Source organism: Polaribacter sp. 2305UL8-11, from assembly GCF_058147165.1.
Map to the genome: position 1 here is coordinate 165,094 of NZ_JBYVJW010000002.1, position 18,724 is coordinate 183,817.

General features: G+C 30.7%; 10 protein-coding genes. All 10 read right to left on the minus strand.

Features of this window, described 5'->3' with window-relative positions:
* Positions 1-42: 42 nt before the first annotated feature.
* The 10 genes from ACY2RW_RS02380 to nrfH all read right to left on the minus strand — a co-directional run bounded on the left by ACY2RW_RS02380 (position 43) and on the right by nrfH (position 18,627).
* A complete protein-coding gene (locus tag ACY2RW_RS02380) occupies positions 43-1,890 on the minus strand; it encodes a M1 family metallopeptidase (RefSeq protein ID WP_490121095.1) in 1,848 nt (615 codons plus the stop codon).
* 25 nt (positions 1,891-1,915) lie between these two features.
* The gene (locus ACY2RW_RS02385; protein WP_490121096.1) at positions 1,916-3,601 is read right to left on the minus strand and encodes a S8 family peptidase; all 1,686 of its coding nucleotides are present in this window, start codon (positions 3,599-3,601) and stop codon (positions 1,916-1,918) included.
* Between the two features lie 16 nt (positions 3,602-3,617).
* Entirely contained in the window at positions 3,618-4,463 is an 846-nt protein-coding gene (locus ACY2RW_RS02390; protein ID WP_490121097.1) for an MBL fold metallo-hydrolase, read from the minus strand.
* A gap of 123 nt (positions 4,464-4,586) precedes the next feature.
* The gene (locus tag ACY2RW_RS02395; protein WP_490121098.1) at positions 4,587-4,784 is read right to left on the minus strand and encodes a hypothetical protein; all 198 of its coding nucleotides are present in this window, start codon (positions 4,782-4,784) and stop codon (positions 4,587-4,589) included.
* 119 nt (positions 4,785-4,903) lie between these two features.
* The gene (gene pbpC, locus ACY2RW_RS02400) at positions 4,904-7,291 is read right to left on the minus strand and encodes a penicillin-binding protein 1C (protein WP_490121099.1); all 2,388 of its coding nucleotides are present in this window, start codon (positions 7,289-7,291) and stop codon (positions 4,904-4,906) included.
* Between the two features lie 66 nt (positions 7,292-7,357).
* A complete protein-coding gene (locus ACY2RW_RS02405) occupies positions 7,358-7,510 on the minus strand; it encodes a hypothetical protein (protein ID WP_490121100.1) in 153 nt (50 codons plus the stop codon).
* 158 nt (positions 7,511-7,668) lie between these two features.
* Complete coding sequence (locus ACY2RW_RS02410) at positions 7,669-13,224, minus strand: alpha-2-macroglobulin family protein (protein WP_490121101.1); 5,556 nt, start codon at positions 13,222-13,224, stop codon at positions 7,669-7,671.
* Positions 13,225-13,318: 94 nt separating this feature from the next.
* The gene (locus ACY2RW_RS02415) at positions 13,319-16,450 is read right to left on the minus strand and encodes a cytochrome c biogenesis protein (RefSeq protein WP_490121102.1); all 3,132 of its coding nucleotides are present in this window, start codon (positions 16,448-16,450) and stop codon (positions 13,319-13,321) included.
* A gap of 70 nt (positions 16,451-16,520) precedes the next feature.
* On the minus strand, positions 16,521-18,020 hold the full coding sequence (gene nrfA / locus ACY2RW_RS02420; protein WP_490121103.1) for an ammonia-forming cytochrome c nitrite reductase: 1,500 nt from the start codon (positions 18,018-18,020) through the stop codon (positions 16,521-16,523).
* 16 nt (positions 18,021-18,036) lie between these two features.
* Positions 18,037-18,627 carry a cytochrome c nitrite reductase small subunit gene (nrfH, locus tag ACY2RW_RS02425; RefSeq protein ID WP_490121104.1) on the minus strand — a complete coding sequence of 197 codons (591 nt, stop codon included), beginning with the start codon at positions 18,625-18,627 and terminating at the stop codon, positions 18,037-18,039.
* Positions 18,628-18,724: the final 97 nt, after the last annotated feature.

Sequence of the window (18,724 nt, forward strand, 5' to 3'; positions counted from 1 at the left end):
TCTTTGAGGCATATCTCTATAAAAAACATCAATTTTATAAACTTACATTTTAAAAGTATTATTCTCTAAATTGATATCTGCCATTAACCCGCTTTTATCAATAATAACAGATGTAACAGTTTTAGAAACATTAAAAGAATATGTTGGCATTGCCCAGCCCCAATCTTCTAAAATTTTAGCTGATGTTGGCTTGTATCCTCTCATCATTCTTAAAGGAATATTAAAGTTTTCTTTACTACCATCTGCATAAGTAACCTCTACATCTATTGGCATTGGCATTTTACCAATTCTTTCTAAAGTTATTGTGTTACCTTTAACAGATTTTACACCATAATCTATAGTATGTGTAGTTTGTGTCCATTCGTTTAAATACCAGTCTAAATGAATACCAGAAACTTTTTCCATAGAGCGTTTTACATCATTTGGTGTAGGGTGTTTAAAGCTAAAATCGTTAAAATATTTTTTTAAGCCTTTTGCTACATTTTCTGACCCAATTACATACTCTAATTGCGATAAAAAGATGTTTCCTTTACTATAACTTGCAATGCTGTATGCAGTGTTTAAATTGTAACGATCTGCATGGGTAGTTAAAGGTTCTTCAATATTATTTTTTACGACATAATTGTAACCTCCATAAGAACCTTTATGCGGATTTTCTTTTCCTCTTTTTAAAATTTCATTAGAAGCTTTGTTAGAAATGTAGGTGGTAAAACCTTCATCCATCCAAGGATGTAAACTCTCATTAGTAGCCAATAAGAATTGAAACCAGGTGTGTGCCATTTCATGGGCAGTTACTCCAAAAAGACTTCCAAATTTACGTTCTCCTGTAATTAAAGTAGACATAGCATACTCCATACCTCCATCTCCTCCTTGAATTACAGAATATTGTTTGTAAGGATATTGCCCAACATTTTTACTGAAATAAGCCATTAACTCTGCAGTTTTTGGCTGTAAATCTTTCCAATTTTTTAAATACTCTGCTTTCATTGTTTTTTTGTACAAGAAATGCAAATCGATACCATTTGCCATTTTTAATACATCATGGTTGTAATCTGGGTCTGCAGCCCAAGTAAAATCGTGTACATTTGGTGCTTTAAAATGCCAAGATAATTTTGCTGTATTGGGTACATTTAAAGGTTTTGTTTTATCTTCATAACCATGGCCTATTTCTTGCGGATTTTGTAAATATCCAGAACCTCCAACTACGTAGTTTTTATCAATATGAATGGTTACATCAAAATCTCCCCAAACTCCGTGAAATTCTCTTGCTATGTAAGGAGGTGTATGCCATCCTTCAAAATCATATTCTGCTAATTTTGGATACCATTGAGACATAGACAAAGCAACACCTTCTTTACTATTTCTTCCAGATCTACGAATTTGTACAGGAACTTGTGCATCAAAAATCATATCAAAAGTTACACTTTCTCCTGACTTTATTGGCTTGTTTAGTGTAACTTCTAAAATTGTACCTACAGTTTCATAAGTTACATTTGTCCCATCTTGTTTTAAAGAATTGACTTTTATGTAACCAATTTCATTAGGTTTTAGTTTGCTTATTTTGTCTGCTATTTTAGCACTTGGATCTTTTATATTTAAAGAACGTACATCCATTTGAGAACCTGGTTGAAAAGCGTTAAAATACAAATGATAAAAAACCTTATCTAATGCATCAGGAGAATTGTTTGTGTACACCAATTTTTGAGTACCTTTATATTGATAATTGTTTACGTTCATATCAATATCCATTGTGTAATTTACATGCTGTTGCCAGTAACTTGGATTAGGATTTGAACTATTATTTTTCTTTGCAGAATAGGTAACTTGTTTGGTTTGCGCACAAGAAATGAGCATTAATACTGAAAATATTAAAAGAAAAGATTTTTTCATCTGTTTAAATTTTAATTAATACTAATTATTTTTTTCCGTTTACAATTCTATCTGCCATTTTTAAAGCATTGTAAGCATTTACAATTCTACCAGTTACTGATAGTTCTGAAAAAGGAACCATTTCTCCTTTTGGGTTTTCTCTAGATTGTGATCCTGGTTTTATTACTTCTAAATTAATTTTGGTTCCAGAATTCATAATAATATGCTTTACTTGACTTGCAGATAGTTTTGGGTAGTAAGAACGTATTAATGCAGCAACTCCAGCAGTTGATGGAGCAGCCATAGAAGTACCACTAAATTTAGCATATCCGTTTTCTGGAGTTGTAGAATATACTTGAACTCCAGGTGCAAAAATATCTACATTTATTTTTCCGTAGTTAGAGAAAGAAGCTGGTAGTTTTTCATTATAATTAGCACTCATTGCACCAATTGTTAAAACATTGTCAGCAATTTCTACTTTTAAGTCTTTAGCATCATTTGGGTATGTTTTTTCTACATCTATATTTTTACCATCATTACCAGCTGCATTTACAATTAGTACATCTTTTTTTGCGGCATATAAAATTGCATCATAAACCCATTCTTTATTAGGCGAAAACGCTTTTCCGAAACTGGTGTTAATTACTTTTGCGCCATTATCTACAGCATATCTTATTCCTAAAGCTACGTCTTTATCATATTCATCTCCTTCAGAAACAGAACGTACTGCCATAATTTTTACATTATTTGCAACACCATTCATTCCTTTACCATTGTTTCTTGTTGCTGCAATAATACCAGAAACATGAGAGCCATGTGCTTCGTCTTTCACAGAATGACCCGTGTTTCCATCTCCATAACCAGGTTTGTCATTAATATCATAAGCATTATCTCCTACAACAGTTCTGTAATCTGTTTTTAGGTTTTCTCCGCTAATTAACTTTTTATTCTTATCTAGTTGACTAATAAAATATTCGATTCCGCCTTTTAATTCTTTTTTTGCATCTGCAATTGATGGTAAACCAAAACCAAACATTTGTTTTGCAAAAGCAACATGTTTTGCTAAGTTTTCGTCTTCCGTTTTTATGGCTAAAACTTCTTCTTTTGTATAGTCTTTTTTATTAAAGTGCTTTACAAATGCATCATCTGCTTCTTTTACTCCTTGATATAATTGCTCATATCTAGTTTTATTTCTCAATAAATTATCATTGGCTTTTTTGGCATCTTCAACCTTTTCTTTATAATATTTTTTTACTTCTGCTAGAGTTTCTGCATCAGCAATAGAAGGGTTCATTAAAATACGCTCGTACTCTAAATGTTCTTTGTAAGATTTACCTAAAAAGTTCCATCCGTTAATATCATCTACGTATCCGTTTTTATCATCGTCAACGCCATTTCCTGCTACTTCTTTTTTGTTTATCCAAGCAACATCAACTAAATCTTCATGTTTTAAATCTGTACCAGAATCTACAACTCCAACAATTACTTCTACCCCTTTTTTATCAGCTAAAAAATTATAAGCCTTGTTTACACTCATTCCTGGAATTGTATCTGTAGCCAAATCTAAATGTTGCCAATTGTCTTTTTCTACATCTGTTAAAGCCCCTTTTTTAGAAGGAATGTTAACTACGTTGTTTGTACCATCTGGAACAGGAATATTTGAAATTGACTTACAACTTGTAAAAACTAAACCAGCTATTGCTGTATATAAAATTGGTTTTAAAATTTTCATTTTTTTTATTATTATATTAATTAAATATATCTTTGAATTTGTGTGTTTCTTTTAATCTAACTCCTTTTTCTGTATGCGCAACTGTACAAATTTCGTTGTGTGCATCATGTTCTAAAAAAAGATAGTAATTTTTGTCTGCTGCTACATTTAAAAAAGCTGCTTTCTCTTTTATAGTAAGTAATGGCCTTGTATCATAACCCATTACATAAGGCAAAGGTATATGACCAATTGTTGGTAATAAATCTGCCATAAAAACAATTGTTTTGCCTTGATATTCTATTTTAGGTAGCATTTGTTTTTCTGTATGACCATCCATAAAAAGTACATCAAAACCTATTTGCTCTTTGTAATTTCTATGGATAAAGTTTAATTGACCACTTTCTTTAATTGGGTTGATGTTTTCCTTTAAAAAGGATGCTTTTTCTCTTGGGTTTGGTTCTGTAGCCCATTTCCAATGTTTGTCATTAGACCAAAATTTTGCATTTTTAAAAGCGGGTTGTAAAAAAGTTCTATCAGAATTCCACTCTATAGCACCTCCACAATGATCAAAATGCAAATGCGTTAAAAAAACATCGGTAATATCATCTCTATGAAAACCGTATTTAGCTAAAGAAGTATCTAAAGAAAAATTGCCAAAAAGATAATAGTAAGCGTAAAACTTGTCAGATTGTTTGTTACCCAAACCTGTGTCTATCAAAATTAAACGATTTCCATCTTCTATAAGAAGGCTTCTCATCGTCATTTCAATCATATTATTTTGGTCTGCAGGATTTGTTTTTTGCCAAATAGTTTTAGGTACAACACCAAACATTGCACCTCCATCTAGTTTAAAACCACCTGTTTCTATGGGATAAATCTTCATTCCTGTAAAATTAAAATCATTAAAAATTATTTATAAAAATAATCATTTAATGATTTAAAATAACATAGTGCTAAAATTATAGGCACGTAAGAACAAAGATGCAGAAATTTACTTACATTTTTGTTAAGAAAAATCTAATTCTTGAGGAGTAAAATTTGGTTTAGTAGTACTCTTAGATAATTTAAGTTTACTTAAATATTTAGTGATTTTTAAGATAGCAAATACCCCTATTGTTAATCCTAAAATTACAAAGACTAACTGGTTGTCAAAGATTAACTCAGTAGCTGCAACATTGTCTGGTGGTAATATTTGTAAAAACATAATTCTAAGTATTTATGATTGGTTAACCAAAAGTACTATTGAACTTGGGTTTTAAAGATGTTTTTTCGATAAACAACATATAAGTTTCGTTAATATGTAAATTACTAACTTTAAGCATTTTATTCTTTTATTACTATTTGCTGATGTATTTCGTTTCCAAAATTATCTGTTACAGAAATTTTATAATCTCCTGTTTTGTAACTTATTGCAAATTGATGTTCTTCTTTTGTAGTTCCTAAAAATTGATGATTTGCATACCAAAATAAAGTGACTTCTGGATTAGAATGTGCTACTTTTACAATCAGTTCGTTTTGTTTTCCATTAAAATCTTTAGGTAAAAAAACAGTGCTTTTTTCTGTCGGATAAATAAACTTCATTGCATTTTTTACTTCACCTAAACAATCATTTCTAAATTTTGGTAACGATTTATAAAATGGATTTTGATTCTTGTAATAATATTCCATTAATGGTGGCAATACAAACCAAGATTTCTGTTTGATGTTACTTAAACTCTCACAAGAAGTATTTACTTGATAATTTTCTGAAACATCTACATTTACCAAAATATGATAGGGACAAGGCTCAGTTTTTAAACCAGAATTTTGTACAAATTCCAGCTTCTTTTCTTCGCAAACATCAGTTGCTCTGTAACCACTTTTAGTACAAATTTCTATTGCTGTCATTTCATCAAAAGGGGTTGAAAACCATTCTGAATTGGGTAATTTATCAAACACATCAAACAAAATTGGTGCTGCAGTTTGTACGCCTACCAAACCTGGTCTTCCTTCTCCATCTGCATTACCAACCCAAACTCCAACCACAAAATCTTTAGTTGTTCCAATTGCCCAAGCATCTCTAAAACCAAAACTGGTGCCTGTTTTCCAAGCAATTTGTTTTGAAGAATCAAAAAACTCCCAGTTCTGTTCAGAATCAGGTCTGTTTACATCTCGTAAACTTTTAAAAGTTAGGTAAATAGAAGCTGCATCAAAAATAATTTTTTCTGATGTTTTTTCTCCAAAATCAATTTTTTTATCCGCATAAAAAATAGGTGCTACAAACTCATTTTTAAAATATCTGCTAGAGTTTTCTGTATAATGATTTACTGTGGATGCTAATGATGCGTAGCTTTTGCATAAATCCCACAAATTACTTTCTGCACCTCCTAAAGCCAAAGTTAATCCATAATAATTGGCACTTTTTTTAATATCTTTTAGTTTTAACTGTTGTAAATAATGATGAAATTTCTCCAAGCCAAAACTTTGCAACATTCTTACAGTTGGCACATTTAAAGATTTTGACAAAGCCAATTTTGCAGAAATTGCACCAGCATATTTTTTATCGAAATTTTCTGGTTGATAACTTCCAAAATTAGTAGGAACATCTGCCACTAAAGTATTGGGTAACAACTCTCCTTGGTCTAACATTGCAGCATATAAAAAAGGTTTTAAAATGCTTCCTGTACTTCGTGGTTTATCAATAATATCTACATCTTTTTGATTTTTTATAGATGTTGGTGCATTGCCAACATAACTCAAAACTTGTCTTGTTTTTACATCTAAAACCAACACAGCAATGTTATGAACCCCGTTTTTAGACAATTGATTGTAATGATTTTTCACAATCAAATTGGTTTGGATTTGTAAGTTTTTATCAATCGTCGTTTTTACAAATTGACCTTTTTTTTCTTTATTAATTTTTTGCAATAAATGTGGAGCAATTTGAGGAATTGAATATGCTTTTTGAGGAATTTCTTCTAAAATAGCCAAATCATAAGTGAGAGAATCAATCACTTTTTTAGCCAATAGTTTTTTCAATAATCGATTTCTTTTTGCTAATAATTTATGTTGATTTTTTCCAGGGTAAATTAAATTTGGTGCATTGGGTAAAACTGCTAAAGTTGCAGCTTCTGCCCAAGATAAATGAGATGCTTTTCTGTTGAAAAATCGCCAAGAAGCAGCATCTAAACCAACCACATTGCCACCAAAAGGAGCGTTAGAACTCCAAAAAGAAAGTATTTCTTCTTTACTTGCTCTAAATTCTAACCTTGTTGCTAAAATGAGTTCTTTTAATTTCTCAAAATAGGTTCTATCTCTATTGCCTCTACTTAATCGAATTACTTGTTGTGTAATTGTACTTCCTCCTCCTTTTATTTTTCCTGCTTTTATATTCTTTTTTAATGCCTTTAAAATTGAAACTGGATTAAATCCAAAATGTTTGTAAAAATGTTCGTCTTCAAACTGAATTAAACAGGTTTTAAATTTCTGAGGAACAGTATCATTATGAGGAAATCGCCATTGACCATCTTTTGCAATTAATGCTCCTAACAACTCTCCTTTATTACTTGTAATTACTGTAGATGTTGGTTTTGTAAATAGTTCTTTTGGTAAACAAAAAGCATAGAAAATTAGGAAAACTATTAGGAATATTGTTTTCTTTTTATGTTTCTCCTGCAAGGTTTTAAAAACCTTGTAGGTATATTTCATAAAAATATTTTCTTTCTTTTTCATTGTTAAAGATTTCTCTATTTCAATGGATTAAAAGCAATTGCAATTAATTGATGAAAACTAAATTGATTAATAAGTGACAAACTTTTTTAGGAATACGTAAATTTGATATCCAATAAAACCACCTAACAATGATGATACAATAAAATTCAATATATTTGGTTCAGGATGACCATTACTACCTCCTCCAGCACTATAAAAAAGATTCAAAAAAGAATTCATTTCGTTCATGTCAACTTTAAATTTGATGATTTTTGAATCTGTTTATCATTTCGAAATGAGCCTCTTTAGGCGATTGAGAAATCTCAAAAAATGTATTAGATATTCTTGTTTTTGAATTAAACCTACAAGGTTTTTAAAACCTTGCAGGATTTAGAATCTTACTTCACAACCTCAATCCACTTTCCTTTCGTTCTTACTAAATAATCGTTATCGTACATCGCTTCAACTTGAACTCCTGGTAAATAATACTTTCCTAAATAAGCTGCATTTAATAACACCGTAAAAGTTTTGGTTTCACTTTTATTTCGTTTTCTATTCAAATCGAAATAGAAATTTACACGATCGTCTTTAATATCTGTATATCTTGCTTTGCTTTTTACAGTGGAACCAAAATCTGTAAAGCGTGTGTTTACAATTTCCCATCCTGAAGGAAAAATTTGAGTTAATGCAATGTCTTTTACAGTTTCATTTTTAGGATTGCTTACTGTAATTTTTGCTACAAAATCTTGTCCTTGTTTTAAATTATCAATGTTGATGTTTTTCCCTTTTAAATCGACATAATTTACAGAAACACTCAAACCTCTACGTTCTGATATTTCATCACCCAAAGCAAGTTTCCCAGCATTGATAATTCTTGCAAAAACAATATTGTTATCGTTGTTTTTAAAGGTGATTGTATTCGTTCCTTTTTTTACAGGTAAAGTTCTTTGAATCATAGCACTTGAAGATTGTAATCGTTCTGTTTTTCCTCCAAATTGATAATTCATATTGATGGATTTGCCTCCATTTTTCACCACCATTTTTCCAATTGCTAATAAACTAAAAGCAGTAGTTTGTGTGCTCATCCAACGTTTAGAAGACAATTCTTTAGCAATGGTTTTTGCCACATTTTTAGCTTCTTTATTGTTGGTAATTAGCATTGTTTCTAATGCCATTGCTCTGTTTCTAGTTACAGAACCATAATTGTAATAATTGTACCCAGAGAAATTTAAATCTGCTTTTTGCATAATTTCATCAGCAGCTTCTTTTTGCCCAACCAAGGCATAAGTGGCAGCCAAACGCCATTTTGCATCATTAGAAATTTGCTTGAATTCTCGTAAACGATTCATTGCAGATAAATCTGGGCTTCCAGCCAAAGCCAACGTATACAATCTGTAAGCTTGTGCTAAATCTGAAGTATATCCGTTGTAATTTTGCCTCCAGTTTCTGGCTACTTGTTTTTGATATTTGATAAAATTGCTCTTAAAAGTTAATGGTAAAACAAAACCTTTTTTCTCTGCTTCTAATAAAAAATGACCTGCATAACTTGTTCCCCAATCACTTATGTAACCTTCTCCCATCCAATAAGATAAACCTCCATTTGCTTTTTGAAAATTTCCTAAACGTGCAATTCCTTTTTCTATATTTCTTTGAATTTGCACTTTCTTTGCAGATGGTAAATCAAACAAATCTGTTAAAAATAATTGCGGAAAAACGCTTGATGTAGTTTGCTCTACACAACCATGTGGATATTGTATTAAATACTCCAATCTTCCAGAAAAATTTATAGACGGAATTGTTGACAATTCTAAAATCGCTTTGTTAGAACCAGTAACTCCAAATGTTTCAAAATTGATTGTTTGCGTCTGCTTACCCTCAATTGTTGCATCAATTACTTTGGAGGTTATTGGATTTGGATTTACAACATCCAATTCTACTTTATAGCTCGATTTTTCTCCTCCACCAGTGGCAATTACCTCAACAGTATTGATACCATTTGCTTTTAAAACGTCCAACTCAAAATAGACCATTTTTTCATCTGGTTTTTCAAAACTAAGTTGTTGAGTCTTATTGCCTAAAACATTTATTCCATCAGAAGTTTTTACTTGAATAGTAACGTTTTTCACATTTTTATCCATTGCAAAAACAGAAATTGGCAGGGTTACTTTTTCTTTTGGCGATAATTTTCTTGGCAATGTAGCCAACACCATCAATGGTTTTTTAACAGGTGTTGCTTTTTCTGCGTTTCCAAAAGCTTCCTTTTTTACATTGCCAGCAATCACCATTGTTCTTGCTAAGCCAATATAATTTGGCAAGGTGATCTTGTGCGATTTTGTAGCTCCTTTTTGCAACTCAAAAGGTCCTAAAAATTTGACAACAGGTTTGAAACGATTTGCTTTTTGGTTTTTCCCTTTAGCTGCACTTCCATCTCCACCAATGGCAAAAACCTGATCTACACTTCCTGAATATGCACCAATTACATCATCAAAAATATCCCACGTTTTTACACCTAAAGCTTCTCTTGCGTAAAATGTATTGTATGCATTTGGCGTTTTAAATCTTGTTAAATCTAACAAACCTTCTTCTACAATTGCCAAAGTATAAGTCATTGGTTTGTTATTTTTTTCAGATACTTTTACCACAAATTCTTTTTTGGGTTGCAATTCATCTGGCATCAAAATTTGTGGTTGTAAAATAGTATTTTTATCTTCCACTAAAATCGGAATTACACCATATAATCTTATTGGTAAATCGTTTTCTGTAACTTGATGTGGCTGCAATAAAGATATATTTACAAACATATTTGGTGTCATATTTTTGTTAATAGGAATTTCTATAGAAGTTGTTCCTTTTTGAGTTTCTACCCATTTTGTTTCCAAAACTTTTGTGCCATTTTCTATACTGATTAATGCACGTCCTTTTGAACCTGAAGGAAAGGTAATTTTTGCAGTTTCACCAACATTATACGTTTCTTTATCAGCAGAAAACACTAGCATTTTTGCAGCATCTTTATCTCCTGATGATGAATTTTGCCACCAATTTTTGTAGAAATAAGCTGTTCTACCTGTTGCGTGACCACTTTTTTTATCTATGACTCTAATTAAAAATCGTCCTCTATCTTCATCAGGAATGTTCAATTTAAAACTTCCTTTTCCTTTTGAATTTGTCCTGATTTTTAGAGTTCTATATGGCTTTCTATAACTGCTAGAGGTATATCTTGATAAATTATCTTCAGAAGAACTCCACCACCAACGCCAATTAATTTGATAGATTTTTACTTCTATTTCATCTCTTTGAATTGGATTCCCATTTTCATCTACAGAAACCACAGAAAACTCTTGATTTTCATCTGTATAAAAAGAACCATATCTGTTTCCTTTAGGAGATTTTAAACCAACAAAACTAATGTAAGGTGCATATTTTTTTGTGAATGCATCCAAAGAAAAATCGCCACCATTTTCAAAAGCTCTTACTAAAAATTGAACATTTAACATTCCTGGAGCATTTTTACCAACTTTTAATTTGCTATTGATTTTTGCAAATCCGTTTGCATCTAATTTACCATCAAAAACATTGATTTCTTCTGATAAAAATTTTCTTGATGGATCAGAAAACACATAGTTTTTATAATTTTTAAAACTATAATTAGACGTAGAAACTTTTGCTTTAATTGTTGCTTTTAAGTTTTTTGCAGGTGTTCCATGCAACCATTTTACATCTAAAGTTCCATTAATTGGTTTTTCTGATGTCAAGATTTCATCATCAAAATCTACTTTAATTTTTAGACGATTTGGTTTCACAGTCTCAACTTTTAAATTCTTGTAAAACTTTGCTCCACCTACAGAAATTTTAGCAGAATAATTTCCTGTTTTTGCTTCTTGTTTGGTTTTTACTGTGAATTTGTAAAAATTATTAAGGTTTTCTGAAGTTACTTTTTTGTATATCAGTTTTCCACTTGGATCTGTTACTTCTAATTTTATAGGATGATTTTTAGGGAGTTTGTTATCTGCATCATTCAACAAAAAAGTTAAATAAATGTTGTCTCCTGGTCTCCAAACTCCACGTTCTCCATAAAGATATCCTTTTAAACCTTTTTGAGTTTTGCTACCAGAAACATTAAACTTGCTTACAGACAAAGAATTCCCATCAAATAATTTGATATAACCAGTGTTGTTACCTTTAGAAATTACAGCAAATGCTGCACTTTTTGGACTTTCTATATTTGTAAAACCACGAGAATCTGTTTTGGTAGAAAGTAATTCTTGTTGCTGGTAATTGTACAATTTAATACTTGCACCTGCTATTGGTTTTGTTGTTAAAATATCTGTAATTGCAAAAAAATAATCATTGTTTGTCCCTTTTTTGGCAATAATACCAAGGTTAGAAGCTAGTAAATTTTGAGCAATTATTTTGTTATTATAATACGATTCGTGACAAGGATTATCTCTTTCGCGCCAATTATAATTTTGGTTTTTGTAACTATATAATTTATTATCCCAATACAATTCTTCTCTTTCTTCTTCACTTTCGACATCAGAAAAATTATTGTATTCTTCTTCATAATAATCATCTTCAATATCCTTATTATCTGATATAGAATTTTTGTTTTCTGAACAGCTATAAAAGGTTTGATTTTTATTAAAGCTCAATTCAACTCTATAAATAGCACCAGGTTCAGTTTCTATCATTTTGGACAAATCTATGCTATAAGCTTTCCATTTTTGTGTGTTATTTTCTTTGTTTTTAATTAAGGTTATTGTTTCTTTTGCTATTCTTCTTCCTACTCTTTTAATGTTGTAGTCGTTATTACTGTTAATGTTATTTTCTTGCAGAAATTGCAACATATTGTCTTCAAAAATTTTAATGATTCTAACCTCTACTTCTTTTACATTAATAGCTTCGAAATTGTATTTTAAATCTTTTGAATTTGGTAAAATGGTTCCACTTGAAATGGCTCTGATTTGTGGTTTCTTCTGCTCAAAAGTAACCACTTCTTTAAATGTTTTTTTGAGTTTGTATTGATCAGAATTAAGAATTCCAGGAAAAACAGACACTGTAATACTGCCTTCTAATTTAGCGCTTGAAAATACTTTTAATTCATTTCCGTTGATAATAAAACGTGGTTTTTTAACATTTTGCACCACTACCAAACCGTTTAAATTTTGTTGTTGTTTTAAAGCATCAGAAAAATTAATTGAAATGTAGCTTTCTTTGCTTTTTTGAACAGAAATATTAATGACTTTAAAGTTATTTTTACCGGGAATTATAATTTCATTTTCGCCTTTAGAATCTGCTTTTATGGGTTTTCCATCCCAAGAAACTTGTAGTTTACTATCATCAACAAAACGTTGAATACTATCAATTTTAAATTCAAAGACTTTTGATGATGCATAGGAATTATCCCAAACAATATTTTTAGTTTTTCCACTTTGTGAAGCTTTTAACAGCTTTTTTGCATTTTCTAAGGAAATTATATCTGCCGATTTTACAATACCTTCTAAATATTGAAACTCTTTAGAATAAGACTGTAAAGACGCTGTTTGAATACTAAAGTTGGGTGTGATTGTTCTAAACTGAAATGTATAATTTTTAAATTCTTGTTGAATGTTTTTATAGATTTCATTCAGCTTTATAGTTACTGAATATTCTGTAGCTGCATCTAAATTTTCATCAGGAATAAATATAAACGCATGCTTATTTATGGTTTTAATTTTTCCGTTTACAAAAGGTTTAATTGATAAAATATCTGTAGAAACCTCTTGATTTGCTTCCCAACCATCAACTTCTTTGGCTAGATTTATAGTAATTTTTTCAGTTACAGAAACCACTCCAGAAGTAGTATAACTGATGTATTCTTTAAATTTATAGATGTTATCTGTCTTTATTGCAGACTTTTTACAAGAAAAAATCAATAAAAAAATAACGAAAGCCGAAAGTAGGTGTTTTGTTTTCATAGTTGTGGTATTTGTAAGCACAACTCAAAAATACAGCTTTAAGTATCTAAAAAAAACGATAAATTAGAATTCGTTAAGATCTGTTTAGAATTTGCTATTTATTCTTCTCAAAACTTCGCTTTCTTAAAAAAGACAATACTGTAACTAAAACAACAATGGCTGTTAAAACATATATAAAAGTAGGAATTGGCAATGGATCTCCTGCTGCATAACTGTGTAAACCAGACAAGTAATAATTTACTCCAAAAGAGGTCATAATTATAGAAGCAAACGCAAAAACACTTACAGCATTAAGTACAAATCTACTTTTTAAAGTCGGTATTAAACGCAAGTGCAATACAATTGCGTAGACAATAATACTTATTAATGCCCAAGTTTCTTTTGGGTCCCAGGCCCAATAACGTCCCCAAGATTCGTTTGCCCAAACACCCCCTAAAAAAGTACCAATGGTTAAGACAAAAAGTCCAATTGTCATTGAAATTTCATTAATATAGGTAAGTTCTTTTATCTTAATATTGATAACTTCTTTGTTTTTTTTGGTTCTAAAAATGAATAATAAAAGTGCCATAAAACCCAAAATTGCAGACAATGCTAAAGGTGCATAACTACTAACAATGGTTGCTACATGTACTTTTAACCAAAAAGATTTTAAAACAGGCATTAAATTGGTTATTTCTGGGCTTAACCAGTCTAAATAACTTACAAAAAGCAGTGCTCCTGCAAAAAGTGTTGCCAATGGCAAAGAAAAATCTGATTTTCTAAAAGTTAATAATCCACATAAAAGTAATGTCCAAGCTACAAAAACCAACATTTCATAACCATTACTCCAAGGAGCGTGACCAGAAATATACCATCTTAAAATAATATTTCCTGTAAAGAGAATAAAACTTAGCAGTGTAAAAATTATGGATGCATTCCAAACTATATTTATTAGTTTATTTGTGGTAAATATTTTGATTAGTGAAATAATTAGTAATACTAAACCAATTACAAATAGCACTTGAAATAACCAAAAATTTAAATTTAATTGATTGTACCATAATTCTGCTTCTATGCGTTTTCTACTTGGTATTATTTCTTTACCTAAAACGTCTTGAAACTTTTTAATATATTCTAACTTTTCACTTGCTGCAACCCAATTTTTAGAATTTACATCTTTAAAATAAGTAGGAATAATGCTTTTTGCAAATTCACCATCTTCCTGTGGAAAGTTTTTAAAATCGTGTGTGTGGCTATACCATTTGTTATTCTCGTCATTTTTATTCGGGAAAATCGTTAAATAATTCCCAGAAAACACATTATAAAGAATATTAAAACGCTCATCTACTTTTAAAACTTCTTTGTCAAACTCGCTTCTTTCTGCAGGTTTTTTCTGATTGGCTTCTTCTACAACTTGTTTTAAAATATAATCTCTATTATCATCTAACAAACCTAAAAAAGAGACAAAACCATCTTCACTAATTTTTAAATTTTTAAAGAGTTCTCCTCCTTTTTCTGCATCTACTTTTATAATAGGTATATATTGCCAAACGTTTGCAGAGGCTTGCATTGCTAAAAAAGCTTGATTGGCATTTAACTTTACAGACTCACCATTTTTAGTAAATTTAAAATAAGGTTTTCTAGATAGTTTTCTTAAAAATTCTGATGCTAATGTGTTTAAAGGTTTTACTCTACCATCTAAATCTTGTACCATTAAACGCCCAAATAAATCTGCATGTTGCGCATTTACTGTTTGCTGTTTTATGGTTTTTACTGTTATTTCTGGAGATTTTTTTTGTGCAAAAGAAAACGCAGACAAAAACATTAATACTACTAGTGTTGTAGTCTTTTTTAATTTGTTTAATTTCTTATTAATCAATGTAAAACGCGATGCTTTTCCGAATAAAGTAAAAAACATTCCTACCATCATTAAAAGGTATCCTAAGTAGGTAACATTTGTACCTAAACTATCATAATTTACAGCTAAAACAGTACCTAATTCATCTGTATCATAACTTGCTTGAAAAAAACGATATCCTTTGTAATCTAAAACATTATTCATAAAAATTCTTTGATAAAAGCTTTTTTCGCCATCTATTACTTTAACCTCACTTGCATACGAAGAAGGACTTGTAGAACCTGGATAACGTTCTAGTTGAAAATCATCTAAATGTATAGAAAATGGTGTAAATATTGGTGCAGAACCATAGGATAAAGATATTTCTACATCGTCTATTTTTATTGGATGTTCTATAGGCAAGAATCCTTCTCTGTATAAAATTGTTTGCTCTTTTGTTTTGTTATTATAAGTAACATTAACCACTAAAGCATCATCTTTAAACTCGTCATTATCTTTCGGTTTTTCGGCACCTGTTACCAATTCAATTTTTGCATTTTTATGATATGACATTGGTACGAAAGAAACGTCTCCATCTCTATAAAGAGTTCTTAATGTTAATGGCTGCAAACTGTCTTTTTGAATAACGCTTGCTGTTTCTGTAGCCATTACAAAAGAACTTAAATTTCTTGGCGATAAAACGCTTAATACGCCATTTTTCTCAGTAATATTTATAACATCTTTTCCTTGCGCTTCAAAACCTATTTTATGTTGATGCTCTCCAACTGCTTCTATTTCTCCTCGCTCTAAAAAGACAGTTTCTCTTCCTTTTCCAGCAGAAATTACCATTTGTATCATAGACTTTCCGTCTTTTTCTGCATCTACAATTTGCGGAATGGCATCAGCTACAAACTTCTTATAATCAACCGTAATTGGCTTGCTGTTAAAATCTGTTTTTAGTGTAAAACTATTATTGCTTATTGGAGAAAAACTTAATTGTTTTCTAACAGATTTCGAAGTTTTACCGTCTTTTAAATGAACATGCAAGTAATTTGTACTTGAGATAATTACGTTAGATGATGCCCCTTCTCTTATTCGCATGATACCACCTTCTGATGCGTAACGTGTAATTGCTGCACCAATTAAGATAATAATAAAAGAAATATGGAATAATAAAATGGCCCATTTTTCTTTTCGGAGTAATTTATATTTAAAAATATTTGCTAAAAAACAACCCCCTAAACCAACCATCACCATTTCAAACCACCAAGCATTATAAATAATTTTCCAAGCGGTTGCTGTACCATAATCATTTTCTATAAAAGTGGCTATTGCCATAGAAACTGCAAAAGTAAACAGCAGTACAACTGCTAAAATAGAGGATGAGAATAATCGGTTTAATTTATTCATCTTTTTAAAATATGATTAAAAAAAATGCCTTTTTAAGATAAAAAGGCATCTTTTGTATGTAATTTTCTAATTATTTATTAATAGAAGCCGTGGTTTTTATTTCCATTTTATCTTCTCTTTGTTTAGCTTCTTCTAACCATTTTGGCAAGAGATTTTTCTTAAAAGCTTCTTTTTCTGCTTTTAATTTTTCGATATCTAAACCAATATATTTTTGTGCTAATTCTTTAGTAGAAACATCTGGCATGTCAATTGGTTTGTTAAAACCTAAAGTAGCTAATAATCTTGCTAGTTTTAAACGAGCATCCTGTGCTTTTACTAAACCACCACCAATAACTCTTGCAGTTTCTACTGGAGAGTGGAAAGAAGCTCCATGAGAAGCTGCAGAATAATCCCATCGCCATTGAGCGTGTCTAATATCTGTTAGAATATCTTTCATTTGTGCTTCTGTTGCTCCTAAATCCCAACATTTTTTAGCCTCTAAATGAGCTCTTACTAATAAATCTTCTAATTTTAACCTGTTTTCTTTTGCTTTGCTTTGTCTTTCATACACATTTGCAATTAATTTCTTAGAGTCTTCTCTATGACAAACTTGGCAAGCGTTAGATGTATTATTTAGAGGAGATTGAATATGGTGATCTGTAAATTTTTGGCCACCTTCACTTTTATATGGCATGTGACAATCTGCACAAGAAACGCCTCTATCTGCATGCACACCTGTTACAAACGTTTCATAACCTGGATGCTGTGCCTTTAACATTGGGGCTCTACTAATTTTGTGTGTCCAATCTTTAAATTTTAAATTGTCATAATAATTTTCCATTGCTTCTACAGACATTCCGTCTTTCCAAGGAAACGTTAAATAAGGTACACCTTCTTTACCTGGTTTCTTTTTATCAAAATAATACTCTACATGACATTGTGCACAAACTAATGAACGCATTTCATTATGAGTAGCGTTATTGATGTCTTTACCCATTGCATCAAAAGCCTCTACTAAAGCTGGTCTAGATATTCTTAATTTCATGGTTTTAGAATCGTGGCAATCTGCACAACCAATATTGTTTACAACTTCTGCACCTTTGTCTGCCCATTTTCCTTTATAAAATTCTGCAACCCCAATTTCATTCATTAATCTTGGTACATCTGGGCTTTTACAAGTCCAACAAGTTGCTGGCATTGGACCATCTCCTTTTCCTTTTGGCCCACCAGTTCTTAAAGTATTTCTTAAATCTTCGATTGCATAAGAATGACCTCTACCCTGATTATAATCTTTAGAAAAACCATAACCAGCAAATAAAATTACCAAATTAGGATCTTCTTCCAAAACATCTATCATTGCAGAACCACCTTGGAAAGAACGAAATGTTGTATCTAAAGTTTGTAATGATGATTGATATTCTAATGGAAAATTTTCTCCCCAAACTTCATTTCTTGGTTCATTTTCAGAAATATCTACCTGAGGAACATACTTATATTTTGCTTCGGATTTCCTATTTACAATACTTGATGCTAGTAAACCAAGTAGAAAAACTGCAACTATAGTAATTACAAATAATACTTTATTTTTCATTTTAGATAATTTTAATTTATTTAACTTCTTTTGCCAACCATTCTGGAATTACTGTTTTTTGTGTATCTGTAGGTAATGGTGCAATATTGTATTTTATGGTTAATAACCCGTGAATATCTCCATGAGGTACGTGTTGATGACAACTCCAGCACTTTCTCTGTGTTCTATTATCTTTATGATCCTCTAGATAACCACTGTATTTTGTTTGTGTAACTTGTTGTACATGGCAACGAATACAATTTTGTTGAACAACTCTTTGCGAAGCTTCTTTCATTTCTATTACATCTGGTTCTGCTCTTGCTGTAAAAACTGATGCGTGATATAAACCGTCTTTTGCCTTAAAATAATACTTCTCAAAAACATTATCATGAGGCACATGACAATCGTTACATTTTGCCCATTCTCTATGAGAACTCTTCATCCAGCTGTTATATACTGGTGTCATAACATGGCAATTTACACAGGCTTGAGGATCATCTGACAAATAAGAAAGTACTTTTGCTTCTTTTGCCATAAACAAACTTAACCCAATCAGCACAGCAATTAAAAACAGTGCTGTTTTTCGCCATTTTCTAGTTTTTGGTAGTATTTCTATTTTACGTTTCAATTTGTTTATTTTGAACTATTAAATAATTATTGGCACTAAATTGATTTGTTAAAATTAAGTTAAAGAATTGAGTTTTCCAAAACTTAATCAAAAATAC

What these genes read in the sequence shown, in the direction of transcription:
- ACY2RW_RS02380 (WP_490121095.1), bottom strand. Translation starts at nt 1,890, where the DNA reads ATGAAAAAATCTTTTCTTTTAATATTTTCAGTATTAATGCTCATTTCT.
- ACY2RW_RS02385 (WP_490121096.1), bottom strand. Translation starts at nt 3,601, where the DNA reads ATGAAAATTTTAAAACCAATTTTATATACAGCAATAGCTGGTTTAGTT.
- ACY2RW_RS02390 (WP_490121097.1), bottom strand. Translation starts at nt 4,463, where the DNA reads ATGAAGATTTATCCCATAGAAACAGGTGGTTTTAAACTAGATGGAGGT.
- ACY2RW_RS02395 (WP_490121098.1), bottom strand. Translation starts at nt 4,784, where the DNA reads ATGTTTTTACAAATATTACCACCAGACAATGTTGCAGCTACTGAGTTA.
- pbpC (WP_490121099.1), bottom strand. Translation starts at nt 7,291, where the DNA reads ATGAAAAAGAAAGAAAATATTTTTATGAAATATACCTACAAGGTTTTT.
- ACY2RW_RS02405 (WP_490121100.1), bottom strand. Translation starts at nt 7,510, where the DNA reads ATGAATTCTTTTTTGAATCTTTTTTATAGTGCTGGAGGAGGTAGTAAT.
- ACY2RW_RS02410 (WP_490121101.1), bottom strand. Translation starts at nt 13,224, where the DNA reads ATGAAAACAAAACACCTACTTTCGGCTTTCGTTATTTTTTTATTGATT.
- ACY2RW_RS02415 (WP_490121102.1), bottom strand. Translation starts at nt 16,450, where the DNA reads ATGAATAAATTAAACCGATTATTCTCATCCTCTATTTTAGCAGTTGTA.
- nrfA (WP_490121103.1), bottom strand. Translation starts at nt 18,020, where the DNA reads ATGAAAAATAAAGTATTATTTGTAATTACTATAGTTGCAGTTTTTCTA.